This is a genomic window from Nonomuraea sp. NPDC003727 (genome assembly GCF_053586935.1).
The window spans coordinates 84,797-107,364 of sequence record NZ_JBSFNE010000023.1; the positions used below are offsets into that span (position 1 = coordinate 84,797).

Sequence of the window (22,568 nt, forward strand, 5' to 3'; positions counted from 1 at the left end):
GGCGAGCGAGCGGTGGCCGGTGCCGGGTGAGGTGCCCGCCCGGCGCGTGTGATCCGGCAGCCGGAGAGGGGGTACAGCGCTTCCGGCATGCTGGAGCACGGGCCGGTCCTGCCGCTTCGCAGGCGAGAGGCCGCTGGATCGATCGACAGGTGGCAGGAGAAGTTCCGGTATTCACGGGGGTCTCGAGGGCCGCGAACGTCGGGAAGAGGCCACCCGCAACCACCCAATAGAGCGCCACAGCTGTTTACCCGAGGGCCGCGGTCTCCCAGACCCTGGCCGCCCGCGAGGATCGGGCGCCATCTCTCAGACACCCGCCACCCACCAACAGCGACACCTCAGAAACCCGCCGCCCACGGAAAGCGACCCCATCTCGACCGCCCGGGAAAGACGACACCGCCTCCCAGACCCTGGCCGCCCCCGAGGACCCGCGCCATCGCTCAGACACGTGCCACCCACCAAGAGCGACACCTCAGAAACCCGCCGCCCACGGAAAGCGACCCCATCTCGCCCGCCCGGGAAAGACGACACCGCCTCTCAGACCTGGCCCCCCCTGAAGACCCGCGCCATCGCTCAGAGATACCCGCCACCCACCAGGAACGACACCTCAGAGACCCCGCCCGCGGAAAGCGACCCCATCTCGGCCGCCAGGGGAAGGCGACAGCGCCTCTCGAACCTCCCCGATGTGCCGCAGGGAGATCCAGCGGCAGCGAGGAGGAGTCGGCCGCCTAGCCCGAGAAGCCCTCCTTGGGCATCTCCAGGTCCGACTTGGCGAGTTCCTCGACGTTCACATCCTTGAACGTCACCACCCGTACATTCTTAACAAACCGTGCAGGCCGGTACATATCCCAAACCCAAGCATCCTGCATCTTCACGTCGAAGAACACGTCCCCGTTCTCCGCCGTCCGCACGTCGAGATCCACCGAATTCGTCAGATAGAACCGCCGCTCGGTCTCGACGACATACGTGAACAGCCCGACCACATCACGGTATTCGCGGTAAAGCTGCAGCTCCATCTCGGTTTCGTATTTCTCGAGATCCTCTGCGCTCATCCCGGTCCTCCAGCCTGATCAGGCAACTCCTGCCCCCACTCCATTCTCCCCCACGAAAGTTCGTGACACCGTCACGAAGGAGAAGCGGTGGTGGGAGCACGGCCCGTGCGCGCGCAACGCCCGCCGATGGGCCGGAGTCACATACCCCTTGTGCTCCGCGAAGCCGTACTCGGGAAAGTCCGAGGACAGCTCCGTCATGATCCTGTCCCGCGTCACCTTCGCCACGATGGACGCGGCGGCGACGCAGGCCGCTACCTGGTCCCCCTTCCACACGGCCAGCGACGGCGCGGGCAGCCCGGGCACCGGGAAGCCGTCGGTGAGGATGTATCCGGGAACCATCGGCAACCGCGCCACCGCCCGCCGCATTCCCGTGACGTTGCACTTGTGCAGTCCGCGCGCGTCGATCTCGGCCGGGGGGATCACGATGACGGCGACCTCGGCCGAGGCCATGACCTTGTCGTAGAGTGCCGACCGCGTCTCAGGCGCCAGCAGCTTGGAGTCGGCCAGCCCGGGGATCTCCCGCCGGAGGATGACGGCCGCCACCACCAGGGGTCCCGCACAGGCTCCCCTGCCCGCCTCGTCGACTCCGGCGATCGGGGTCAACCCCCTGCGCGCCAGCGCCCGCTCGTAGGCGTAGAGCCCGGAATCGCGCCGGACAACGCTAGGACGTGGTCGAAACATGACACACGCAGCGTACGCCTCATCCGCGACTCACCGCACCTTGTCGAAGATCTCGGGCCGGCTGAGGATCGTGGCGTGCGAGAGCGGCCAGTAGATGGCCCATGCCCGGCCGATCACCTGGTCCTCGGAGATCCATTCGCCGGCTTCGCGCACGTGGGTCCTGGAGTCGACGGAGGCGGAGCGGTGGTCGCCCATGAGCCAGAGCTTGCCCTGGGGCACGGTGTAGGAGAACTTCTCCCCCGAGGGGAAGTCGTCGGGGAACAGGTAGTTCTCGTCGAGCGGAATCCCGTTGACCGTGATGCGCTTCTTGGCGTCACAGCACGCGACCTTGTCGCCGCCGACCGCGATGACCCGCTTGATGGTGTCTTCGCCGTTCCAGCCCTCGAAGACCACGATGTCGCCGCGCTCGCTGGCGCCGTGGAGCTTGTTGACGCTCACCCGGTCACCGATCCTGAGCGTGTTCTCCATCGATTCGGAGGGGATGTAGAACGACCGCACGACGAACGCCTGCAGCAGCAGCGCCACGCCGACGCCCAGCGCGATCAGGAAGAGCGTCTCCCTGAGCCCGCCTTTGCGCTTGTTGCTCTCTTCAACTGCCATGGGGGTACGGCTACCGCCTCGCAAGCCAGCGTCGGCGCAGCCAGAACAGCGGCAGGGAGCCCGCGAGTCCGGCCAGGGCCGGTGCGGCCCCCTCCAGAGCGCCGACGGGCTGCGCGAACGTTTCGGGGATGGACAGGGTCGTGGCCCTGGACAGGGGCCAGATGATGACGAAGGCCCGGCCGATGACCTGGTCGACAGGGATCGAGCCGCCACCGGGGCCGGAGGTGTGCTCGCGGGAGTCGAGCGAGACCTGCCGGTGGTCGCCCATCACCCAGAGCCGTCCTTCGGGCACCTTGGCCGTGAAGAAGTTCTGGGAGGGCACGTTGCCAGGATAGAGGTAAGTGGATTCGTCCAGCGCGACGCCGTTGACCGTGACACGCCCCTTGACGTCGCAGCACGCGACGGTGTCGCCGCCCACCCCGATGACTCTCTTGATGTAGTCCTTGGTGCCCGGCACGACGCCGATGGCGGTGCCCAGCCACTGGAGGGCGGCGGCGAGGGGATGGGCGGGCGGCCTGGCGGGGGCGGCCGGATCCCACGAGCCGGTGCCGGAGAAGACGACGACGTCGCCGCGCTCGACGTCGCGTGTGTGGTACACGACCTTGTTGACCAGGACCCTGTCGTTGGTCAGCAGGGTGTTCTCCATCGACTCCGACGGGATGTAGAACGCCTGGAGCACGAAGGTCTTGACGATCAGAGCCAGCGCCAGCGCCATGACCACGAGCACCGGGAGTTCTTTCCAGAACGACCCTTTTTTCCTGGCGGACGCGGCCGCCGTGTTCCGGCTCTCGCTTTTCATCGCTGATGAGCCTAGATGAAGGCCATACCCCACGGAGTGCACACGCGCCCCTGGGTCGCCTCACCTGAAGGAAATGCCCGCGCAAAGCGCCACGGCCCCGTGACCTGCTGGTCACGGGGCCGTGGGGCGAGGACTCACTTGCCGGCGGGCACGCTGTCACGCTTCTCGCGGATGCGGGCGGCCTTGCCGCGCAGGTCGCGCATGTAGTAGAGCTTGGCGCGACGGACGTCACCGCGGGTGACGAGGGTGATCTTCTCGATGACCGGGCTGTGGACCGGGAAGGTGCGCTCGACGCCGACGCTGTAGCTGATCTTGCGGACCGTGAAAGTCTCGCGGGCGCCACTGCCCTGGCGGCGGAGCACGAAGCCCTTGAAGACCTGGACGCGGGAGCGGTTGCCTTCAACCACTCGGACGTGCACCTCGAGCGTGTCACCGGGGCGGAAGGCCGGGACGTCGCTGCGCAGGGTGGCCTTCTCGAGCTCCTGGATCTTCGTGTGCATGAGAGCGTTTCCTCAACGTTTCGCGAGCATGCGGAGGTCCACCCGGCAGCGCCATGGCGCTGCGACGAGGGGGACACGCCTGCTGGTTGGATGAATCAGGTGGCCGACGGCGGGCACACCAGCGATTCAGTCTGCCACATCTTCCGGCTCGGCGCGAAACGAGAGCAGCAGCTCACGGTCGCGCTTGTCGAGGTCGGCGGCGTCGAGCGCCTCGACCAGGTCGGGCCGGTTCCTCATCGTACGGCGCAGCGCCTCGTCCCTGCGCCATCTGGCCACCTTGCCGTGGTGTCCGGACAGCAGCACGTCGGGCACCTGGCGCCCGCGCCAGACCGGCGGCTTGGTGTAGACGGGCCCCTCCAGCAGGTTGCGCATCGCGCCGGGGGCGAAGGAGTCGTCGACCGCGGAGTGGGCGTTGCCGAGCACGCCGGGCAGCAGCCTGCCGATCGCCTCGACCATGACCAGGACGGCCACCTCGCCGCCCGCCAGGACGTAGTCGCCGATGCTGACCTCGTCGACGCGCAGGCGCGTGCCGTACTCGGCCATGACGCGGGAGTCGATGCCCTCGTAGCGGCCGCAGCAGAACAGCAGCCACGGCTCGTGGGCCAGTTCCTGGGCCAGTTCCTGGGTGAAGGGGCGGCCGCTCGGGGTGGGCACCACCATGCGGGGCGCGCCGTCGCCGATGATCGAGTCGATCGCCTCGCCCCAGACCTCCGGCTTCATGACCATGCCGGGGCCACCGCCGTAGGGGGTGTCGTCGACGGTCTTGTGGACGTCGTGGGTCCAGTCGCGCAGCTGGTGCAGCCGCACGTCGAGGGTGCCGCGCTCGCGCGCCTTGCCGATGAGGGAGACGTCGAGCGGGGAGAAGTACTCGGGGAAGATCGAGACGATGTCGAGCCTCATGACAGCAGGCCCTCCGGCGGATCGATGACGATCCTGCCCCCGGCCGGGTCGACCTCGGGCACGAGCGCCTTGACGAACGGGACGAGGACCTCGTCGGCGCCCGCCCGCCGGACGACGAGGAGGTCCTGGCCGTGGTGGAGGACGTCGGTGACCTCGCCGACCGGCTCGCCGGCGACGGTGACGACGGACAGCCCGATCAGCTGGTGGTCGTGGAACTCGTCGGGGTCGTCGGAGGGCGGCACGTCTGCCGAATCGATGACCAGCATGGTGTCGCGCAGGTCTTCGGCGGCCTCGCGGGAGGAGACGCCCTCGAAACGCACCAGCAAAATGCCCTTGTGCCAGCGGTGACCGGTGATCGACAGCGGCCCGCGCGCGGCGGGCTCGGTGGCCAGGGACGATCCCGGGGCGAAGCGCAGGTCAGGATCGTCGGTGCGGACCTCGACGGTCACCTCGCCGCGCACCCCGTGGGGGCGGCCGATCCTGCCGACGACTAGCTGCACGTGTTCTACCTTCCACGAAAAACGGCCCCCACCGGCCAGGCCAGTGGGGGCACGACACTCCTCGGTCAGCGGACGGTCTCGTGCAGGTCGAGCAGATCGACCCGCACGTACTTGCCGTCAGCCAGGGCGTTGATCACGGTGCGCAACGCCTTGGCCGTGCGGCCGCCGCGACCGATGACCTTGCCGAGGTCCTCGGGGTGGACCCGGACCTCGAGAACGCGCCCGCTGCGAATGCGGCGGGCACGGACCCGGACGTCGTCGGGATTCTCGACGATGCCCTTCACGAGGTGCTCCAGGGCCTCCTCAAGCATGTCAGGCCTCGGCCGGAGTCTCAGCGGACGCCTCAGCAGCGGGCTCCGCGGCCTCTTCCTTCTTCTTGGCCTTCTTCGGCGTGGTGGCGGAGGTGCCGGTGTCGCCACCGGACAGCGCCTCCTTGGCCGCGGCCTCGTAGACGGCGTGACGGTCGGCCTTCGGCTCGGCGACCTTCAGCGGCTCAGGGGCGGGCTCGCCCTTGAACTTCTGCCAGTCGCCCGTGAGCTTGAGCAGCTTGAGAACCGGCTCGGTCGGCTGCGCGCCGACACCCAGCCAGTAAGCGGCGCGCTCGGCGTCGATCGTGATGAGCGAAGGGTTCTCCTTCGGGTGGTACAGACCGATCTCCTCGATCGCCCGGCCGTCACGCTTGGTGCGGCTGTCGGCGACGACGATGCGGTACTGCGGGTTGCGGATCATGCCGAGCCGCTTGAGCTTGATCTTGACTGCCACTGGTGTGGTCTCTCCTGCATTAGAGCGTGGGTGAGCCTCGCCTCGCCGAGTGGGGCACGGCGGAGTGTCGGCCCGAGGGACAGGCGTGACCGGCGGGAGATGAGAGGGCACCCACCTGGTCACGGTGTTCCAACATGTCATTCTGCCAGATCCACGGCAGTGGCCGAACCCGACACGGACTTCAGCGGAAACTGACGCCCAGCTGCTGCAGCACGGTGAGGGCCGAGATGGCGAGCACGAGGACCGCGACGACCACTCGTGCCCGCTTGCCGAAGATCACTGCTGGCCCGGCAGCTTCAGCTTGGAGGGGTCGAAGCCCGGCGGCAGCTCCATGCCCTTGGGGAGCTGCCCCCCCAGCGCGCCGAGGTTGCCGAGCGCGCCGCCCACGGCGGGCTTCTCCTCGGCGGAGTTGGCCTTGCCCAGCGCCGCCTTGCGCGGGTCGCCGCTGATGCGCCGCCCCTTCTTGGCCTTCTTCTGCGCGGCCTTGGCCGCCTTGCCCCTGCCGCCCGGCATGCCGGGGATGCCCATGCCCCCCGCCATGCGCTTCATCATCTTCTGCGCCTCGAAGAAGCGGGTGACCAGGTTGTTGACCGCGGTCACGGACACGCCGGAGCCGTTCGCGATGCGCGCCCTGCGCGACCCGTTGATGATCTTCGGGTCCTGCCGCTCGGCGGGCGTCATCGAGCGGATGATGGCGGCGATGCGGTCGAGGTCGCGGTCGTCGATGGAGTTGATCTGGTCGCGCATCTGCCCCATGCCGGGCATCATGCCGAGCAGGTTCTTGATGGGCCCCATCTTCTGGACCATCTGCATCTGCTCGAGGAAGTCCTCGAGGGTGAAGTTCTCGCCCGAGGTGAGCTTGCCCGCCATCTTGGCGGCCTGCTCCTCGTCGAAGGTCTTCTGCGCCTGCTCGATCAGGGTGAGGATGTCACCCATGTCGAGGATGCGGGAGGCCATCCGGTCGGGGTGGAAGGCGTCGAAGTCCTCGAGCTTCTCACCCGTCGAGGCGAACATGATGGGTCTGCCGGTGATGTGGCGCACCGACAGGGCCGCGCCGCCTCTGGCGTCGCCGTCGAGCTTGGTGAGCACGACGCCGTCGAAGCCGACGCCCTCCATGAAGGCCTGCGCGGTGGTGACCGCGTCCTGACCGATCATGGCGTCGACGACGAACAGGACCTCGTCGGGCGAGACCGCGTCGCGGATGTCGGCGGCCTGCTTCATCAGCTCCTGGTCGATGCCCAGGCGGCCGGCGGTGTCGATGATGACGATGTCGTGCTGGCGCTGCCTGGCGAAGTCGATGGACTCCCTGGCCACGGCGACGGGGTCGCCCACGCCGTTGCCGGGCTGCGGCGCGTAGACGGCGACCTGCGCCCGCTCGCCCACGACCTGCAGCTGGGTGACCGCGTTGGGCCGCTGCAGGTCGGCGGCGACCAGCATGGGCGCGTGCCCCTGGTCGCGCAGCCACTTGGCCAGCTTGCCGGCCAGCGTCGTCTTACCGGCGCCCTGCAGGCCGGCCAGCATGACGACGGTCGGCGGCGTCTTGGCGTAGCGGAGCCTGCGGGTCTCCCCGCCCAGGATCGCGATCAGCTCGTCATTGACGATCTTGACGACCTGCTGGGCGGGGTTGAGCGCCTGGGAGACCTCGGCGCCGCGGGCCCGCTCCTTGACATGGGCGACGAAAGCCTTGACCACCGGCAGCGCGACGTCGGCCTCCAGCAGCGCGATGCGGATCTCGCGCGCCGTGGCGTCGATGTCGGCGTCGGACAGCCGACCCTTGGATCGGAGGGAGGAGAAGACCGATGTCAGCCGGTCGGAAAGCGTCTCGAACACGTGGTTGGCCAGTCCTCGAAGCGAATATGCGTGGTCTTGCGACTCAGCCTAACCGCTATTGGAGACCGGGGACGGCCATGCGGATGGTCAACGCGTGCTCCACCAGGGTGATCAGCGTGCTCTTGACCGAGTCGCGGGCGCGTGCGTCCAGCCTGACGATCGGGATGTGCTGCGACAGCGTGAGGGCGTCGCGCACCTCCTCCTCGGCGTGGACCTGCTGGCCGTCCCAGCCGTTCAGGCCGACGACGAACGGCAGCTTCGCCTCCTCGAAGTAGTCGATCGCGGGGAAGCTGTCGGCGAGCCTGCGGGTGTCGACCAGCACGACCGCGCCGATGGCGCCGCGCACCAGGTCGTCCCACATGAACCAGAACCGGTGCTGACCGGGCGTGCCGAACAGATAAAGGATCAGGTCCCTGTCCAGCGACACCCTGCCGAAGTCCATGGCCACCGTGGTGGTGGTCTTGTTCGGAGTGAGCGACACGTCGTCGATGTGCGCCGACGCGTCGGTCATGACCGCCTCCGTGGTGAGCGGCAGGATCTCCGACACCGCGCCCACGAACGTGGTCTTGCCCACACCGAACCCGCCGGCCACCACGATCTTCGTCGAGGTCAGCCCGCGTTCAACCGGAAACATGCTCATCAGACCGCCATGTGAGGTTCGTGACCGCCGACACAGGCAGGGGCGATCTGTTGGCTAGAGCCTGCGAAGTCCACTGAGCACCCTTTCGAGCAGGTTGACGTCGGGCTTTCCAGCGTCGAGCTGTGGCTGGTGCACCCGTACCAGTCCCTCCGTCGCCATGTCCGCGATCAGTACCCTGACCACGCCGAGCGGGATCCGCAGCAGCGCCGAGATCTCCGCCACCGACCTGACGCTGCGGCAGAGCTGGCTGATGGCCGCGTACTCCGGCATGTGCGACAGGTCGCGCGGCTCCACCGTGGCGGAGGAGACCAGGGCCTCCATCGCGAACTTCACCCGCGGCGCCGTACGTCCGCCTGTCACGGCGTATGGACGGACCGGCGAAGCGGGCTCGACATGGGCGGGCTGCGGTGGCTGCCAGCCGCCGCCGGGGTTCCATCTGGGGTCCGTCACTACATCACCTGGTCTGGGTCGCACGGAGCTCGGCGCGTACGGCAGGCGTGAGCACCTGTCCCGCACGCTCCACCATCAGCGTCATCTGGTAGGCCACCAGGCCCATGTCGCAGTCGGGCGCGGCCAGCACCGCGAGGCAGGAGCCGTCGCTGATCGACATGATCAGCATCAGCCCGCGCTGCATCTCGACGATCGTCTGGGCGACGGGTCCTCCTTCGAAGACCCGTGCCGCCCCCTGCGTCAGGCTGATCAGGCCTGAGGCGATGGCGGCCAGCTGGTCGGCGCGGTCAGTCGGGAATCCGGCGGAGGCCGCCAGCGGCAGGCCGTCCGAAGAGACCACCACCGCGTGGGCGACTCCGGGAACGTTGCTGACGAAGTCGGTGATCAACCAGTCGACTCCGCGTGCCGCGTGGCTCAGGTCGTTCACTCGTCCTCCTCCCTGCTATCAACGGTTCGCGGACCGCCCGGGTAGCGGCCCTCGCTGATGTCGTCACGTGCGGCTCTGAAGCCCTGCTGGAAGCTTGAGAACCTGTTGCGCACCCGCTCCGGCGAGATCGCCGGCATGGGCGCGACGCCCTTGGGCGCCGCGGTGTCGGCGGAGCCGGGGACCAGGTTGGCCCTCGGTACCCGCTTGGGCAGACCCGCGGCGGTGGAGCCGTCCTTGACGGGCTCGCGTACGGCTTCCGCCGCCGACCAGCCCGCGTCGGCCTTGGACGTGTCCCATTCTTCGCCCTTGTCGAACCACGCCGACTCGACGGAGGCGAAGATCGGCAGGAACTCGTCACCTGTGGTGCCCTTCACCTGAGGGATGGGCCCTGTCGGGTTGGACTCGACCTCGGGGAAGTCGTACCTGCCGGTGCCGGTGCCGGGCGCAGGGGTGGCGCCCGGCGCCCGGTCCTCGAAGGACCAGGTGGCGGGCAGGTCGGGCGGAGGCGCGTCGGGCCAGGCGCCCGAGGAGGGCGCCCACACGTCGGCCTCGCCGCTGTCGAAGGTGCCGCCCGCGACGCGGGGACCGGAGGCCCACGCGTTGCTCTCGGAGGGCCACTGCGCCGCGCCGCCCTCGGTCGGCCACTGCTGGCCGCCTTCGGACGGCCACTGGGCCGAGGAGGGCCATGATCCCGCGCCGCCGGTGTCGGCGCCGCCCCAGCCGGGCGTGGGCCCGGGGTCGGAGGCCCAGCCGCCGGGGCCGCCCATGCCGGGCTCGGAGGCCCACGCGGGGCCGGTGTCGGCGGTGAAGGCGGGCCGGGGGGCGTCGGCCGCCCAGGCCGCGGGCGTCTCCATGCCCCTGCCGCCGCTTCCGGCCATCGCGCCGGAGCCCGCCATCGCGGGCGTCGGACCGCCGAGCAGCGCCTCGGGCAGCAGGACCATCGCGGTCAGGCCGCCCCCGCCGTGCGGGCGCAGCTGCACCCTGATGCCGTGCCGGTGGGCCAGCCTGGCGACCACGAACAGGCCCATGCGCCGCGACACCGACACGTCCACGGTCGGCGCGTCGCTCAGTCGCTCGTTGGCGTGGACCAGTTCCTCGGCCGTCATGCCGATGCCGGAGTCGGTGATCGACACCATCATGCCGCCGCCGTCGATCCTGTTGCCCGACACCACGACGTGGGTCTCGCGGGGGGAGAACGCCAGCGCGTTCTCGACCAGCTCGGCCAGCAGGTGGATGACGTCGTTGACGGCCTGGCCGGCGACGGCCGCGCCGCCCGGCACCTGGAGGTTCACCCTGTCGTAGTTCTCGACCTCCGACAGCGAGGCGCGGGCCACGTCGACCAACTGCACCGGCTGGCTCCAGCGGCGCGGCGGGTCCTGTCCGGCGAGGACCAGCAGGTTCTCCGAGTTGCGGCGCATGCGGGTGGCCAGGTGGTCGAGCTTGAACAGGTTCGCGAGCCGCTGCTCGTCCTGCTCGCCCTGCTCCAGGCCGTCGATGAGGGTGATCTGCCGCTCGACGAGCGTCTGGCTGCGGCGGGAGAGGTTGACGAACATGGCGTTGACGTTGGCGCGGAGCTTGGACTCCTCGCCGGCCAGCCGTACGGCCTCGCGGTGGACCTCGTCGAAGGCCCTGGCCACTTCACCGATCTCGTCCTGGGAGGAGACGCCGATCGGCGGGACCTCCACGTTCTCGGCGGTGTGTCCCTCCTCGCGCAGCCGCTGCACGATGCCCGGCAGCGTACGGCCGGCGACCTCCAGCGCGCCGCCGCGCAGCCGGCGCAGCGGGCGGACCAGCGAGCGCGCCATGATCGCGGTGATGACGAGGACGATGATGAGCAGGATCAGCACGAGGGCCACGTTGATGATGGCGACCTGCTGCTCGCCGGACTTCAGCTCGGTGCTCTTGATCCTGATCGAGTCGGACAGCGCCTTCTCGACGGTGTAGAGCCGGTCGGCGGTCTTGGTGATCGCGTCGAACCAGCGCTCGGCGTCCTGGGTGGTGGAGGTGTCGAGCGCCCGCAGCGACGTGCGCTGGTTGTGCAGGTAGACGGCCCTGGCCACGTAGAACTCGGCGCGGCCGACCTCCTGGCCGGTCACGGTGTCGTCGAGGAACTGCCGCTGGGCTGGGGTGGCCGCGGCGCGGAAGGCGTTGCGCTCGCTGTCACGGCCGGAGCGGGCGGCGAGGAAGGCGTCGAACTCGGTGCCGTCGAACCTGCCCCGCAGCAGCGCGATGGCCAGCAGCGCCCGCTCCTTGGAGACCTCGTTCTTGGTCCTGGCGATGGCGCTCAGGGCCGCGCTGGTGACGATGAGCTCGTCGTCCGAGACACCCTGCACCGTCTCGTCGTACAGCTGCAGCATCTCCGACAGGGTCTCGGAGTACTTCTCCATGACGGGCAGTGGCGGCAGCTGGCTGGCGGTGACGGTCTCGCGCAGGGCCGGCAGCTGGTCGAGCCTGATCCGCACCTGCGCGAGCTCGCGGCGGCCCAGGTCCGACAGCGACTCCTCGGCCGCCCGCGCGGCCGAGCGCACCTTGGTGACCGCGGCGTCGACCGCCCGGTGCTGGGACTTGAGGCCCTCCAGCTCGCTGTCGCTCCTGTTCGAGGCGGCGTACTTGGCGGACAGGTCGCGCTCGAGGGCGAGCTCGTGGCCGAGCCCGCCCAGGGCGACCACCAGCTCGGCGCCGTCGGCGACGCGTCCGTACTCCTCGGCGGTGCCGATCGACGTGGTCACGCGGAAGGCGCCGAGCACGACGGCCACGACGGTCGGGATCGCGATGAGCGCCACGAGCCGGGTGCGTACTCGCCAGTTGCGCAGGGCGATCTTGCTACCGGTGTCCGCCGGCTCGGGCATCGGCTCGCGAGCCGCTGGGGGGCCCGGGGGTTCCTGCGCGATGCCACGACCGGAGCCGGTCGTTGCTGTCCTCACAAGTCGTAACCTCTCGCGGATGCCTGCGCTTGTGCGGAGAGAACCGATTCGCCGGTGAGACGAGTGGTTGCAGGCAAGTATCGGGGCAATTGGAGCACAACCTTCTATCTCCCGCCAACGCAATGCAACTTTTGGAACGTTCCAGCAGTCGACGCTTTTCCCGTCACCCCGCCCACCGGACGGCAACCTCATCCCTTAATAAATCAGACATCTAGTTACAGAGAGGCACCAAACGCCATATTAGCGACATATCATAATTCCTCCTTTTCGTGCATGTGCTCATATACAAGGCGGCCGCCTTTCAGGAAAGATCGCACTCCTGTACGCTTCACGCCCGTCATAAACGGACATCCACGCTTCCCCCCTCGCAGGAGCTCCTCGATGACTCGCACAGTCCGTGCTCGCGCGCTCGTCCTCGGAATCGCGACGGCGCTCGCCCTGGCCGCCTGCGGCGGATCGGACACCTCCAGCGCCCCCGCCGACGGCAAGGGCCTGGAGAAGACCACGATCAAGGTCGGCGCCCTCCCCATCCCCGACCCGGCCGCGCTCTACATCGCCAACGCGAAGGGCTTCTTCAAGGCCGAGGGCCTCACCGTCGAGCCGGTTCTCATCCAGGGCGGCGCCGCCGCGCTCCCGCAGATCAAGAGCGGCGCGCTGGACATCTCGCACACCAACTACGTCTCGACCTTCCTGGCCGCCAGCAATGGCGAGAAGATCAAGGTCGTCGGCGACGTCTACCAGGCGGGACCCAACACCTTCAACCTGATGGTCCCCAAGGACTCCCCGCTGAACTCGGTGGCCGACCTGAAGGGCAAGACCGTGCTGGTCAACACCCTCAAGAACATCGGCACCCTCACCGTCGAGGCCACGCTGAAGGTCGCGGGTCTCACGAAGGACGACATCAAGTTCGTCGAGAAGCCGTTCCCCGACATGGCCAACGCGCTCAGCACCGGCCAGGGCGACGCGGCGTGGATGACCGAGCCGTTCATCACCGCCACGCAGAGCGCCTCCGGCTTCCGCAAGCTGGCCGACACCATCTCCGGCCAGACCGCGGACCTGCCGATCGCCGCCTGGATGGCGACCGACGAGTGGGTGAAGAAGAACCCGAAGACGCTGGCCGCCTTCCAGCGCGCGATCGCGAAGGCCCAGCAGCTGGTGGCCAGCGACCGCAAGGAGGTCGAGGCCGTGCTGCCCACCTACACCAAGATCGACGCCAAGACCGCCTCGGTGATCACCCTCGGCACGTTCCCGACCTCGCTCAACGAGACGCGTCTGCAGCGGGTGGCCGACCTCATGCTGGAGTACAAGTACATCTCCAGCCGGCTGGACGTGAAGAACATTCTGGTCGGCGCCAGCGGATGAGCGGTGCCCGTATCCTCCGCGGCGCCGCAGGCGTCGCGGGCTTCCTCCTCGTCGGTGAGCTGACCATCCGGTTCGCGCTCACCGACGGCGTGGTCTTCCCGCCTCCCTCGGTGGTCCTGCGGGAGGCGGCGGGACTGCTCGCCGACCCCGACTTCCTGTCCGGAGCCGGGATCACCCTCACCAACTGGGCGCTGGGCCTGCTCCTGTCGGTCGTGGTGGCCGTGCCGCTCGGCGTGCTGCTCGGCAGCCTGCCGCCGGTGGAACGAGCCACCCGGCCGCTCCTGGAGTTCCTGCGGCCCATCCCCTCGGTGGCGATCATCCCGCTGGCGATCCTGCTGATCCCGTCGGACTCGCTGATGAAGGTGTCCGTCATCGTCTACGCCTCGCTCTGGCCGGTGCTGATCAACACCCTGTACGGCATGCACGACGTCGACCCGCTGGCCAAGGAGTCGCTGCGCAGCTTCGGCTTCGGCCCCCTCGACGTGCTGCGCCGGGTGAGCCTGCCGAGCGCGGCGCCGTTCATGCTCACGGGGGTGCGCATCGCCGCCGGCATCGCGCTGATCCTCGCGATCAGCTCCGAGCTGCTGGCCGGCGGCACGGGCGGCATCGGCGTCTTCGTCATCCAGGCGGGCAGCGGCAACCGTACCGACCTCATCCTGGCCGCCACGTTCTGGGCGGGGATCATCGGCCTGGTGGCCAACCTGCTGCTGGTCGCCGCCGAGCGTCGGCTCTTCCACTGGCACCAGGCCAGAACCGGAGCGACGACGTGACCGCTCTCAAGCGCGTATGGCTGGTCCCCCTGGTGCTGGTGGTGTGGGAGGTGGCCACGCGGATCATGGCGGACACCGACTTCCCCCCGCCCACCACCATCGTGGCCAGGATGCACGAGCTGTGGTTCTCCGGGCCCGCGACCCGGCTGTTCCTGACCGATGACGCGATCGGGAACGTCCTGCCGAGCCTGGGCCGCATGCTCACCGGCTGGATCCTCGCCGCCGTGCTCGGCGTGATCCTCGGCGTGATCATCGGCCGGTCGCGCACCGCGTCCGACTACGTGGAGCCGCTCATCCAGTTCGGCAGGGTCATCCCGCCGCCGCTGCTGCTGCCGCTGCTCATGGTGCTCCTGCACGCCGGCCTGGCGATGCAGATCGCCGCCATCGTCCTCGGCGTCGTCTGGCCGGTGCTGCTCAACTCCATCGACGGCGCCAGGGCCGTGGACAGGACCCACACCGAGACCGCCATCGTCTTCGGCCTGACCAGGGCGCAGCAGCTGCGCAACGTCGTCATCCCCGCGGCGGCGCCGAAGATCTTCGCCGGGCTGCGGCTGAGCCTGTCGCTCGCCCTCATCCTGATGGTCATCTCCGAGCTGTTCGGCAGCTCCGACGGCATCGGCTACCAGCTCCTGCAGGCGCAGCGCGGCTTCGACACCCCGGGCGTGTGGGGTGCCATCGCGCTTCTCGGCCTGCTCGGCTACCTGGTGAACGGGCTGTTCACGGTGGCCGAACGACGACTGTTGGTCTGGCATCACCACGCCAGGCGCACGCTCTAGATCCCCGTGTTGGAGGAAACGTGTCACACCCGGCCGGCCCTATCTGGGAATCCATCTCCGGCATCTCCCGGTTCGCCGCTCTGGCCACGATGGCCGAGCTGGGATGCGCCGACCAGCTGGCCGAAGGTCCGCTGAGCGCGGAGGAGCTGGCCCTGCGCTGCGGCGCGCACGCGCCGTCCCTGCGGCGGGTGCTGCGTGAGCTGGCCGGCATGGGGATCGTGCGCTCGGTCGAGCAGGGCCGCTACGAGCTGACCGAGGAGGGTTCCTCCCTGCGCTCCGACGCGCCGGACTCGACGCTGCCCGCCGTACGGATGATCGCCGAGGAGGGGTTCTGGTACGCCCTCGGCAACCTGCCCGCGACCGTGCGGCAGGGCCGCTCGGCGTTCGTCGAGCGGTACGGCCCGCTCTACGAGCGCCTGGGCCGGCTCCCCGAGGTGGGCGCCGTCTTCGACGACTACATGACCTCCAGGGCCGTGCCGTTCGCCCGCCAGGTGGCAGAGCGCTACGACTTCTCCCAGGTGGAGACGCTCGTCGACGTGGCGGGCGGCAAGGGCCACATCCTCGCCTCGGTGCTGCGCGCCTACCCGGGCCTGCGGGGTGTCCTGGTCGACCTGGAGCACGTCGTCCCCGGCGCGGCGCAGGCGCTCGACGCTCAGGGGCTGACGGATCGGTGCGAGGTGCTGGCCGGCGACTTCTTCGTGAAGGTCCCCGAGGGCGCCGACGCCTACCTGCTGGCCAGCATCCTGCACAACTGGGACGACCACGACGCCGAGCGCATCCTGCGCAGGGTACGGGAGGCGATCAGGCAGGACGGGCGGCTGCTCATCCTGGAGATGGTGCTTCCCGACGAGGACGTGCCGCACGTCGGCAAGGACATGGACATGCGGATGCTGGCCCTGTTCGACGGCGGCACGGAGCGGACCCGCCAGGAGTACGCCGTACTCCTCGAGAAGGCGGGTTTCCAGCTGCGCGAGGTGTTCGACCTGTCGGCGGGGGCGAGCCTCGTCGAGGCCGTGCCGGTCTGACGAAATCCCAGCTCACTTTCATCGCGAATACTCGCAAACCGGACATGACAATGGCTGTCGGATCACCTGCTCCGCTAGAGTCCGGATCACAATTCCACCCCCCAGCGGCCCTGAGGATTCAGCGTGCTTGAGATATCGGACCTCTCCCACGTCTACGGCAGCGGCCCCAGTGCCCACCACGCCATCGAAGGGCTGAACCTCAGCGTCTCCGAGGGCGAGCTGCTGTGCATCGTCGGGCCGTCGGGGGCGGGCAAGTCGACGCTCCTGCGCTCCATCGCCGGGCTCATCCAGCCGACGGGAGGAGAGGTCCGCATCGCCGGCGAGCTGGTCAAGCAGACGCCCGACAACCTGGCCGTCGTCTTCCAGGACTACAGCCGCTCGCTGTTCCCCTGGATGAGCGTCGCCGACAACGTGGCGCTGCCGCTGCGCCGCAAGGGCATGGACAAGCAGCAGCGCAGGGCGGCCGCCCAGGAGGCGCTGGAGTCGGTCGGCCTCGAGGGAGCCGGCAAGAAGTACCCCTTCCAGCTGTCGGGCGGCATGCAGCAGCGGGTCGCCATCGCCAGGGCGCTGGCCTACCGGCCCAAGCTGATGCTGATGGACGAGCCGTTCGGCTCGGTCGACGCGCAGACCAGGGAGGACCTGGAGGACCTCGTCCTGCAGGTGCGCGGGCACCACCAGATGACCATCGTCCTCATCACCCACGACATCGACGAGAGCGTCTACGTCGGCGACAGGGTCGTGGTGCTGTCCAAGGCACCGGCCCACGTCGTGGGCGACCTGAAGGTGGAGCTGCCCTCTCCGCGCGACCAGATCTCCACTCGCGAGCACCCCGACTTCGTCCACCTGCGCGCCGAGGTCGGACGCCTCGTGCGCGGCGTCGAGAGGACCAACGCGTGAAGCGAGCCGCACTGACGATCGTTCTGGTGACGGCCCTGGCCGCATGCGGCGGCGGGGGCGGCGGCACTGGCGGTGAGGCGGGCCAGGAGAAGACGACGCTGACCGTCGGCGTGGTGCCGGTGCCGTCGTCGGCGGCGCTGTTCATCGCCGAGAAGAACGGCCTGTTCAAGGCCGAGGGCCTGACGGTCAAGACCGAGATCATCCAGGCGCCACAGGCGGTCATGCCGAAGATCCTCAACGGCAGCATGGACGCCTTCCTGACCAGCTACGTCTCGCTGCTGGCCATCAACGACTCCGGCGCGGCCAAGCTGAAGCTGTTCCAGCACGTGCAGACGACCGCCCCCGGCATCGCCGGCGTCGTGGTTCCCAAGGACTCCCCCATCAAGTCCGCGGCCGACCTCAAGGGCAGGACGGTCGGCGTCAACGTGCTCAAGGCGCTCGGCCAGACCCTCACCAACGCGCATCTGCAGCAGGCGGGCGTCAAGCCGGAGGAGGTCAAGTTCGTCGCCGTGCCGTTCGCCGACCAGCTCACGGCGCTGTCCACGAAGAAGATCGACGCCGCCTGGCTGGTCGAGCCGTTCCTGAGCGCGGCCAGGAAGAACGGCGCGGTGGAGATCATCGACACCACCTCCGGGCCGACGGCGGGCCTGCCGCTCGACGCGTGGGGCGTGTCGGAGGACTGGCTGGCCAAGAACCCGAAGACGGCCGCCGCCTTCCACCGCGCGCTGGCCAAGGCGCAGCAGATCGCCGCGACCGACCGCGCGGCCGTCGACGCCGTCGTCCCGACCTACACGCAGATCCCGGCCGAGGTGGCGTCGGCGATGAAGCTCGGCCAGTTCTCCACCGAGGTCGACAAGGCCGGCTTCCAGAAGCTGGCCGACCTGCTGCACGGCTACGGCTACCTCAAGGCCAAGCCCGACGTCACCACGCTGATCCCCGCCGGGATCGGATGACCAAGGCGCTGGGCGTCGTGGGCGTCCTCGGCTTCCTGCTCCTGCTGGAGGCCGCGGGACGCACCGGGCTGATCGCGGTCCTGCCGCCCGTGTCCGTCGTGCTCGTGACCGCGGCCGGGCTGGCGGCCGACGGCGCGTTCCTCGCCGACGTCGGCGTCACCCTCGCCGCGTGCGTGACCGGGCTGCTGATCGCGGTGGTCACGGCGGTGCCCGCGGGGCTGCTGCTCGGCTCGGTGCCCGCGGTCGAACGGTCGGTCCGGCCGCTGGTGGAGTTCCTGCGCCCGATCCCGTCGCTGTCGCTGATCCCGCTGGCGATGTTCGTCTGGACCGACAGCCAGGACGCCAAGACCGCGCTGGTCGTCTACACCTGCTCCTGGCCCCTGCTGATCAACACCATGTACGGCCTGGCCGACGTCGACCCCCTCGCCAAGGACACCCTGCGCGGCTTCGGCTTCGGCCCGCTCGCCGTCCTGTGGCGCGTCTCCCTGCCGAGCACCGCCCCGTTCATCGCCACCGGCGTGCGCATCGCGGTCTCGGTCACGCTGATCGTCGCGGTCAGCGTCGAGCTGATCGCCGGTGGCGCCGGCGGCATCGGCACCTTCCTGGTGCAGGCCGGCAGCGCCAACCGGATCGACAGGATGCTGGCGGCCACCATCTGGGCAGGTGCGCTGGGGCTGGGCGCCAACGCGCTGTTCACCGCCGCCGAGCGGCGGCTGTTCGGCTGGCACCGGGCCAGAGCGGGGGAGGCGGCGTGATCAGGCGGCTGGCGTGGTACTGGCTGCTGCCCGTCGCGGCCGTCGCCTGGGAGACGGCCACCAGGGCGATCGGCGCGGTCTACTTCCCGCCCCCTTCCACGATCCTGGCCAGGATGCGCGAGATGTGGTTCGCGGGACCGCCCGCGCGCCTGTTCCTCACCGAGGAGGCCGGCGGCGACCTGCTGCCGAGCCTGGCCAGGCTCGCCGCCGGATGGGCGGTGGCCGCGGCGGCGGGTGTCGCGCTGGGCCTGGTCCTGGGCCGCTCCCGGTGGCTGGCGGCACTGGTGGAGCCGCTGATCCACTTCGGCAGGTCGGTGCCGCCCGCCGCGCTGCTGCCGGTGTTCCTGGTGTTCTTCAGGGTCGGCACGCCGATCCAGCTGGCCGCGATCGTCTACGGCGTGCTGTGGCCGGTGCTCATCAACTCGATGGACGGCGCCCGCTACGCCGACCGGCAGTACCTCGACACCGCCCAGGTGTTCCGCCTGCGCCGCTGGCCGATCGTGCTGGCGGCGGCCGGGCCCAAGATCTTCGCCGGGCTGCGGCTGAGCGTGGCACTCGCCCTGATCATGATGGTGATCTCGGAACTCTACGCGAGCAGCGAGGGCATCGGGCACCGCATGCGCGAGGCCGAGGGCAGCTTCGACATCCCCGCGATGTGGGCGGGCATCGTGCTGCTCGGCGTGCTCGGCGTGGTGCTCAACGGGGTCTTCCTCGCGGTGGAGCGGCGGGCGCTCAGGTGGCATCGGGGCCGTACAGCCGCCTGATCGCCGCCTGCTGGCGCTCGACGAACCACCGCCTGGTGGGCGGCCCCGCGGCGAGGCCGTCGGGGCGCTCGACGTCGTGCCAGCCGTACTCCTCGGCCCACAGCGCGGGCTTCACCCTGGCCAGCAGGTTGCCCATGCCGGGGCGGCGGCGGAAGCGGCGCAGCGCGGCCAGGTCGAGCTCGGCGGCGGCCACCAGCGACTCCCCCTGTGCCGCCTGGGCCAGCGGGCGGCCCTCGAAGTCGAGGATCTCGGAGCCGCCGCTGGTGGAGTCGCCGGGGATCGGCAGCCCCTCCAGTCCCCCGCTGTTGGCGGAGACGACGTAGGCGAGGTTCTCGACGGCCCTGGCCCGCCGGGCGATCGCCTTGGGGGTGAGCGCGGGCGAGGAGGCCTCGGAGGTGGGGTTGCAGAAGACCTCGGCGCCGCGCAACGCCAGCGCCCTGGCCAGTTCAGGGACGAGGATCTCCTCGGAGGCCAGCACGGCCAGGTTGCCGAGCTCGGTACGGGCGACGGGCAGGACGGCGTCCAGGCCGTAGACGTCGAGGTAGCGTTCCCACACGTCGTACGGCGTCGGCGAGAACATCGAGTGCAGCCGCCGGTAGCGCAGGACGGCCTCGCCCGCCGGGTCGAGGATGACGGTGGCCTGGAAGAACAGCTCGGGGAAGTGCGGGTCGCTCTCGTAGGCGTTGACGCACAGGAACAGGTCGTTGCCACGGGCGATCTCGCCCAGCTCCCGGTACTCGGGGCCGTCGGGGGCCAGGGCCGCCCTGTCCCGCCACTCGGCGGCGCTCTCGCCGAAGGGGAAACCGGTGAGCACGTACTCGGGAAGCACCACGAGCCGCAGGTCGGGGCCGATCCACGCCTTGGCCGCCGCGGCCTGGGCGGCGATCCGGCCGATCGCGGAGGCGACGAGCGCGCGCGGGTCCGCCGAGCCGTTCACCGCGGTGGTCCTGACCTGCAGGGCGAGTGCCCGGTAGGCGCTCACCCGACGCGCTTCTCGTCGATCAGCGTGCGGCGCACGCACACCCCTGCCTCGATCCACTGCCACACCCTGCTGCGCGTCGTGCCGTCATCGCTCAGGACGATCAGCTCGAACAGCCGCAGGTCCGCGTCCTCCGCCTTGAAGACCCAGGTCAGATAGATGGTGGTGGCGTCGACTTCCCAGAACTCGCCCCTGATCCGCTCGGTGTCGAAGGCGCAGCGCCCGCCGCCCAGGTAGGTGCCGGGGAACTCGTGGCGCTCGGTCCTGCCGTCGTCCCAGACGTACTCGTTGACCTGGTGGTAGGCGCGGTCGTCGACGATCGAGCAGGTCAGGCGGGAGCGGTGCAGGTCCACGACCTGGCCCAGGCTGTCGAGGTGGCGGTAGGTTCCCTCCCACTCGCCCTCGTGCCTGGCCAGCAGCGGCATCTCCGCGCGAAGTCCCATGGCTACACGCTCCAGACGGATCGGGACGACCGGTTCACCAGGTGGGCCCTGCGCCTGACGAAACGGGTGACGGCGGCCGGGCCCATGCGGGAGCCGCCGAGCCCGGACAGGTTGAAGGAGTGCTTCTCGCCCTCGTGGACGAAGGCGGTCAGCGCCGCGTCGTTGACGCTCACCGCGCCCACCCGCAGGCGGGCCGCCACCCGCCTGGCCCCCTCCTCGGTGGCCGCGAACACGGCGGCCGACAGGCCGTAGGCGGAGTCGTTGGCCAGCGTGACCGCCTCGTCGACGCCGTCGAAGGGCATCACGGGCAGGACGGGGCCGAAGGTCTCCTCGGTCATGACCCGCATGGAGTGGTCGACGTTCGACAGCACGGTGGGCCGCATCCAGTGGCCGCCGCCGTGCCGTTCGATCGATCCGCCGGTGTGCACGACGGCGCCCCGCGCGACCGCGTCGTCGATGTGCGCGGGGATGACGCCGGTCCTCACCAGGGGCCCCACGGTGCCCCCCTCGCAGGTCAGCGCCGTCCGCTCGGCCTTGGCCACCAGGCGGGCGAGGAAGTCGGCGAAGACCTCGCGGGCGACGTAGACGCGCTCGATCGACTGGCAGGCCTGCCCGGCGTTGGCGGTGCCGCCGCGCAGGACGGCGGTGGCCGCCCGGTCGAGGTCGGCGCCGGCCAGCACGACGGCGGGGTCCTTGCCGCCCAGTTCGAGGAAGGCGGGGATGAAGGCGCGGGCGGCGGCCTCGGCGACCTTCCTGCCGGTGGCGACGCTCCCGGTGAACACCAGCGCGTCCACCAGCCCCACCAGCGCCCGCCCCGTCTCCGCGTCGCCTTCGACGACGCGCAGCGGCAGCTCGGACGGCACCAGCCGCATGAGCGGTTCGATGAATCGGGGTGCCAGCTCGCTGGGCTTGACCAGCACCGCGCACCCGGCGGCGAGGGCGGGCACCGCGTCGATCAGGCCGAGCAGGAGAGGGAAGTTCCACGGGCTGATTACGCCGACCAGCTCGTACGGCACCGCCTCGCCGCCCACGACGACGCCGGGGATCGCGGCGGGCTCGTCGGGCCGGTCGGCCAGGAGGGCGGGCGCCTGCCGTACCCACCGGTCGACGATCGCGGCCACCGCGCGCCGCTCGATCTCCGACTCGGCGCGGCGGCCGGTGTCGGCGACCAGCGCGGCCAGCAGATCGTCGTCGCGGGCGAGCGCCGCGCCGAAGGCGGACAGCGCCGCCGCCCTGTCGGCCACGCGCCAGGCCGCCGACCGCGCGCGCAGGGCGTCCGCCGTCGCGGCCAGCTCCTCGGGCGAGACCGGCGACAGCGGCCGCTCGGGCTCGCCGGTGAGGGGGTTCACCACCATGATCAGAGCCGACAATAGCCGTAAACCCCGGCCGAACTCCAGCTCCGGGCCACGGGGCCCCGCGGTTGTCAGCCGCGGGGGCCCACGTGGCTGGTGAGCGCGTGCTCCACGAGGGTGATGAGGGTGCTCTTCACCGAGTCGCGCGACCTGGCGTCGAGACGGACCAGCGGGATGTGCGGGGAGAGCGTGAGCGCCTCCCGCACCTCCTCCTCCGCGTGGAGGTACTGGCCGTCCCACCCGTTGATCCCGACCACGAAGGGGAGCTTCGCCTCTTCGAAGTAGTCGATCGCGGGGAAGCTGTCGGCGAGCCTGCGGGTGTCGACCAGCACGACCGCGCCGATGGCGCCGCGCACCAGGTCGTCCCACATGAACCAGAACCGGTGCTGACCGGGCGTGCCGAACAGGTACAGGATCAGGTCCCTGTCCA

General features: G+C 70.0%; 26 protein-coding genes. 8 read left to right on the forward strand and 18 right to left on the reverse strand.

What is annotated here, in order from left to right:
* Positions 1–725 precede the first annotated feature (725 nt).
* The 14 genes from ACWDLG_RS38535 to ACWDLG_RS38600 form a co-directional block, all read right to left on the reverse strand.
* On the reverse strand, positions 726–1,049 hold the full coding sequence (locus ACWDLG_RS38535) for a DUF2469 domain-containing protein (protein WP_068895098.1): 324 nt from the start codon (positions 1,047–1,049) through the stop codon (positions 726–728).
* An 18-nt stretch (positions 1,050–1,067) separates the two neighbouring features.
* On the reverse strand, positions 1,068–1,730 hold the full coding sequence (locus ACWDLG_RS38540; RefSeq protein WP_449929547.1) for a ribonuclease HII: 663 nt from the start codon (positions 1,728–1,730) through the stop codon (positions 1,068–1,070).
* Between the two features lie 30 nt (positions 1,731–1,760).
* Entirely contained in the window at positions 1,761–2,330 is a 570-nt protein-coding gene (gene lepB, locus ACWDLG_RS38545) for a signal peptidase I (protein ID WP_449929549.1), read from the reverse strand.
* Positions 2,331–2,340: 10 nt separating this feature from the next.
* Complete coding sequence (gene lepB / locus ACWDLG_RS38550) at positions 2,341–3,129, reverse strand: signal peptidase I (protein ID WP_449929551.1); 789 nt, start codon at positions 3,127–3,129, stop codon at positions 2,341–2,343.
* Between the two features lie 134 nt (positions 3,130–3,263).
* Positions 3,264–3,629, reverse strand: a complete 366-nt coding sequence (rplS, locus tag ACWDLG_RS38555; protein ID WP_354920090.1) for a 50S ribosomal protein L19 — start codon at positions 3,627–3,629, stop codon at positions 3,264–3,266.
* A gap of 126 nt (positions 3,630–3,755) precedes the next feature.
* Positions 3,756–4,529, reverse strand: coding sequence for a tRNA (guanosine(37)-N1)-methyltransferase TrmD (gene trmD, locus ACWDLG_RS38560; RefSeq protein WP_449929553.1), 774 nt, complete (start codon positions 4,527–4,529; stop codon positions 3,756–3,758).
* Positions 4,526–5,029, reverse strand: coding sequence for a ribosome maturation factor RimM (gene rimM, locus ACWDLG_RS38565; protein ID WP_449929555.1), 504 nt, complete (start codon positions 5,027–5,029; stop codon positions 4,526–4,528). The genes trmD and rimM overlap by 4 nt, the downstream gene beginning before the upstream one ends.
* A 65-nt stretch (positions 5,030–5,094) precedes the next feature.
* Complete coding sequence (locus tag ACWDLG_RS38570) at positions 5,095–5,340, reverse strand: RNA-binding protein (RefSeq protein WP_354920081.1); 246 nt, start codon at positions 5,338–5,340, stop codon at positions 5,095–5,097.
* Between the two features lies 1 nt (position 5,341).
* Positions 5,342–5,791 (reverse strand): 30S ribosomal protein S16, encoded by a 450-nt coding sequence (gene rpsP, locus ACWDLG_RS38575; protein ID WP_354920078.1) that lies wholly within the window; start codon positions 5,789–5,791, stop codon positions 5,342–5,344.
* A 276-nt stretch (positions 5,792–6,067) separates the two neighbouring features.
* The gene (ffh, locus tag ACWDLG_RS38580) at positions 6,068–7,621 is read right to left on the reverse strand and encodes a signal recognition particle protein (RefSeq protein WP_354920075.1); all 1,554 of its coding nucleotides are present in this window, start codon (positions 7,619–7,621) and stop codon (positions 6,068–6,070) included.
* 55 nt (positions 7,622–7,676) lie between these two features.
* Positions 7,677–8,261 carry a GTP-binding protein gene (locus ACWDLG_RS38585; RefSeq protein ID WP_449929558.1) on the reverse strand — a complete coding sequence of 195 codons (585 nt, stop codon included), beginning with the start codon at positions 8,259–8,261 and terminating at the stop codon, positions 7,677–7,679.
* Between the two features lie 54 nt (positions 8,262–8,315).
* On the reverse strand, positions 8,316–8,711 hold the full coding sequence (locus tag ACWDLG_RS38590) for a DUF742 domain-containing protein (RefSeq protein WP_449929559.1): 396 nt from the start codon (positions 8,709–8,711) through the stop codon (positions 8,316–8,318).
* A gap of 4 nt (positions 8,712–8,715) precedes the next feature.
* Complete coding sequence (locus ACWDLG_RS38595) at positions 8,716–9,138, reverse strand: roadblock/LC7 domain-containing protein (RefSeq protein WP_354923139.1); 423 nt, start codon at positions 9,136–9,138, stop codon at positions 8,716–8,718.
* On the reverse strand, positions 9,135–11,987 hold the full coding sequence (locus ACWDLG_RS38600) for a nitrate- and nitrite sensing domain-containing protein (protein ID WP_449929561.1): 2,853 nt from the start codon (positions 11,985–11,987) through the stop codon (positions 9,135–9,137). Before ACWDLG_RS38600 ends, ACWDLG_RS38595 begins: the two co-directional genes overlap by 4 nt.
* Before the next feature lie 456 nt (positions 11,988–12,443).
* Here ACWDLG_RS38600 and ACWDLG_RS38605 point away from each other — a divergent pair, with 456 nt between their 5' ends.
* The 8 genes from ACWDLG_RS38605 (at position 12,444) to ACWDLG_RS38640 (ending at position 19,364) form a co-directional block, all read left to right on the forward strand.
* Positions 12,444–13,424: an ABC transporter substrate-binding protein gene (locus ACWDLG_RS38605; RefSeq protein WP_354923133.1), complete on the forward strand. Its 981-nt coding sequence runs from the start codon at positions 12,444–12,446 to the stop codon at positions 13,422–13,424.
* A complete protein-coding gene (locus ACWDLG_RS38610) occupies positions 13,421–14,194 on the forward strand; it encodes an ABC transporter permease (RefSeq protein WP_449929563.1) in 774 nt (257 codons plus the stop codon). Before ACWDLG_RS38605 ends, ACWDLG_RS38610 begins: the two co-directional genes overlap by 4 nt.
* The gene (locus ACWDLG_RS38615; RefSeq protein WP_449929565.1) at positions 14,191–14,970 is read left to right on the forward strand and encodes an ABC transporter permease; all 780 of its coding nucleotides are present in this window, start codon (positions 14,191–14,193) and stop codon (positions 14,968–14,970) included. Before ACWDLG_RS38610 ends, ACWDLG_RS38615 begins: the two co-directional genes overlap by 4 nt.
* A 20-nt stretch (positions 14,971–14,990) precedes the next feature.
* Positions 14,991–15,995, forward strand: coding sequence for a methyltransferase (locus ACWDLG_RS38620; protein ID WP_354923124.1), 1,005 nt, complete (start codon positions 14,991–14,993; stop codon positions 15,993–15,995).
* A 123-nt stretch (positions 15,996–16,118) separates the two neighbouring features.
* The gene (locus tag ACWDLG_RS38625) at positions 16,119–16,892 is read left to right on the forward strand and encodes an ABC transporter ATP-binding protein (protein WP_449929566.1); all 774 of its coding nucleotides are present in this window, start codon (positions 16,119–16,121) and stop codon (positions 16,890–16,892) included.
* Positions 16,889–17,845 carry an ABC transporter substrate-binding protein gene (locus tag ACWDLG_RS38630; RefSeq protein ID WP_449929568.1) on the forward strand — a complete coding sequence of 319 codons (957 nt, stop codon included), beginning with the start codon at positions 16,889–16,891 and terminating at the stop codon, positions 17,843–17,845. Before ACWDLG_RS38625 ends, ACWDLG_RS38630 begins: the two co-directional genes overlap by 4 nt.
* Complete coding sequence (locus ACWDLG_RS38635; protein ID WP_449929570.1) at positions 17,842–18,600, forward strand: ABC transporter permease; 759 nt, start codon at positions 17,842–17,844, stop codon at positions 18,598–18,600. Before ACWDLG_RS38630 ends, ACWDLG_RS38635 begins: the two co-directional genes overlap by 4 nt.
* The gene (locus ACWDLG_RS38640) at positions 18,597–19,364 is read left to right on the forward strand and encodes an ABC transporter permease (protein WP_449929572.1); all 768 of its coding nucleotides are present in this window, start codon (positions 18,597–18,599) and stop codon (positions 19,362–19,364) included. Before ACWDLG_RS38635 ends, ACWDLG_RS38640 begins: the two co-directional genes overlap by 4 nt.
* On the opposite strand, the gene ACWDLG_RS38645 is transcribed toward ACWDLG_RS38640, so the two are convergent.
* From ACWDLG_RS38645 to ACWDLG_RS38660, 4 genes are all read right to left on the reverse strand, one after another.
* Positions 19,333–20,346: a nitrilase-related carbon-nitrogen hydrolase gene (locus ACWDLG_RS38645; protein WP_449929574.1), complete on the reverse strand. Its 1,014-nt coding sequence runs from the start codon at positions 20,344–20,346 to the stop codon at positions 19,333–19,335. The genes ACWDLG_RS38640 and ACWDLG_RS38645 overlap by 32 nt on opposite strands.
* Positions 20,343–20,786, reverse strand: coding sequence for a DUF3598 family protein (locus ACWDLG_RS38650; RefSeq protein WP_449929576.1), 444 nt, complete (start codon positions 20,784–20,786; stop codon positions 20,343–20,345). Before ACWDLG_RS38650 ends, ACWDLG_RS38645 begins: the two co-directional genes overlap by 4 nt.
* Before the next feature lie 2 nt (positions 20,787–20,788).
* The gene (locus tag ACWDLG_RS38655) at positions 20,789–22,141 is read right to left on the reverse strand and encodes an aldehyde dehydrogenase family protein (RefSeq protein WP_449929578.1); all 1,353 of its coding nucleotides are present in this window, start codon (positions 22,139–22,141) and stop codon (positions 20,789–20,791) included.
* Positions 22,142–22,209: 68 nt separating this feature from the next.
* The coding region (locus ACWDLG_RS38660) for a GTP-binding protein (RefSeq protein ID WP_449929580.1) at positions 22,210–22,568 on the reverse strand (359 nt) is incomplete at its 5' end.

What these genes read in the sequence shown, in the direction of transcription:
- ACWDLG_RS38635 (WP_449929570.1), top strand. Translation starts at nt 17,842, where the DNA reads ATGACCAAGGCGCTGGGCGTCGTGGGCGTCCTCGGCTTCCTGCTCCTG.
- trmD (WP_449929553.1), bottom strand. Translation starts at nt 4,529, where the DNA reads ATGAGGCTCGACATCGTCTCGATCTTCCCCGAGTACTTCTCCCCGCTC.
- ACWDLG_RS38585 (WP_449929558.1), bottom strand. Translation starts at nt 8,261, where the DNA reads ATGAGCATGTTTCCGGTTGAACGCGGGCTGACCTCGACGAAGATCGTG.
- lepB (WP_449929549.1), bottom strand. Translation starts at nt 2,330, where the DNA reads ATGGCAGTTGAAGAGAGCAACAAGCGCAAAGGCGGGCTCAGGGAGACG.
- ACWDLG_RS38605 (WP_354923133.1), top strand. Translation starts at nt 12,444, where the DNA reads ATGACTCGCACAGTCCGTGCTCGCGCGCTCGTCCTCGGAATCGCGACG.
- ACWDLG_RS38600 (WP_449929561.1), bottom strand. Translation starts at nt 11,987, where the DNA reads ATGCCCGAGCCGGCGGACACCGGTAGCAAGATCGCCCTGCGCAACTGG.
- ACWDLG_RS38540 (WP_449929547.1), bottom strand. Translation starts at nt 1,730, where the DNA reads ATGTTTCGACCACGTCCTAGCGTTGTCCGGCGCGATTCCGGGCTCTAC.
- ACWDLG_RS38535 (WP_068895098.1), bottom strand. Translation starts at nt 1,049, where the DNA reads ATGAGCGCAGAGGATCTCGAGAAATACGAAACCGAGATGGAGCTGCAG.
- ACWDLG_RS38650 (WP_449929576.1), bottom strand. Translation starts at nt 20,786, where the DNA reads ATGGGACTTCGCGCGGAGATGCCGCTGCTGGCCAGGCACGAGGGCGAG.
- ACWDLG_RS38570 (WP_354920081.1), bottom strand. Translation starts at nt 5,340, where the DNA reads ATGCTTGAGGAGGCCCTGGAGCACCTCGTGAAGGGCATCGTCGAGAAT.
- ACWDLG_RS38610 (WP_449929563.1), top strand. Translation starts at nt 13,421, where the DNA reads ATGAGCGGTGCCCGTATCCTCCGCGGCGCCGCAGGCGTCGCGGGCTTC.
- lepB (WP_449929551.1), bottom strand. Translation starts at nt 3,129, where the DNA reads ATGAAAAGCGAGAGCCGGAACACGGCGGCCGCGTCCGCCAGGAAAAAA.
- rplS (WP_354920090.1), bottom strand. Translation starts at nt 3,629, where the DNA reads ATGCACACGAAGATCCAGGAGCTCGAGAAGGCCACCCTGCGCAGCGAC.
- ACWDLG_RS38655 (WP_449929578.1), bottom strand. Translation starts at nt 22,141, where the DNA reads ATGGTGGTGAACCCCCTCACCGGCGAGCCCGAGCGGCCGCTGTCGCCG.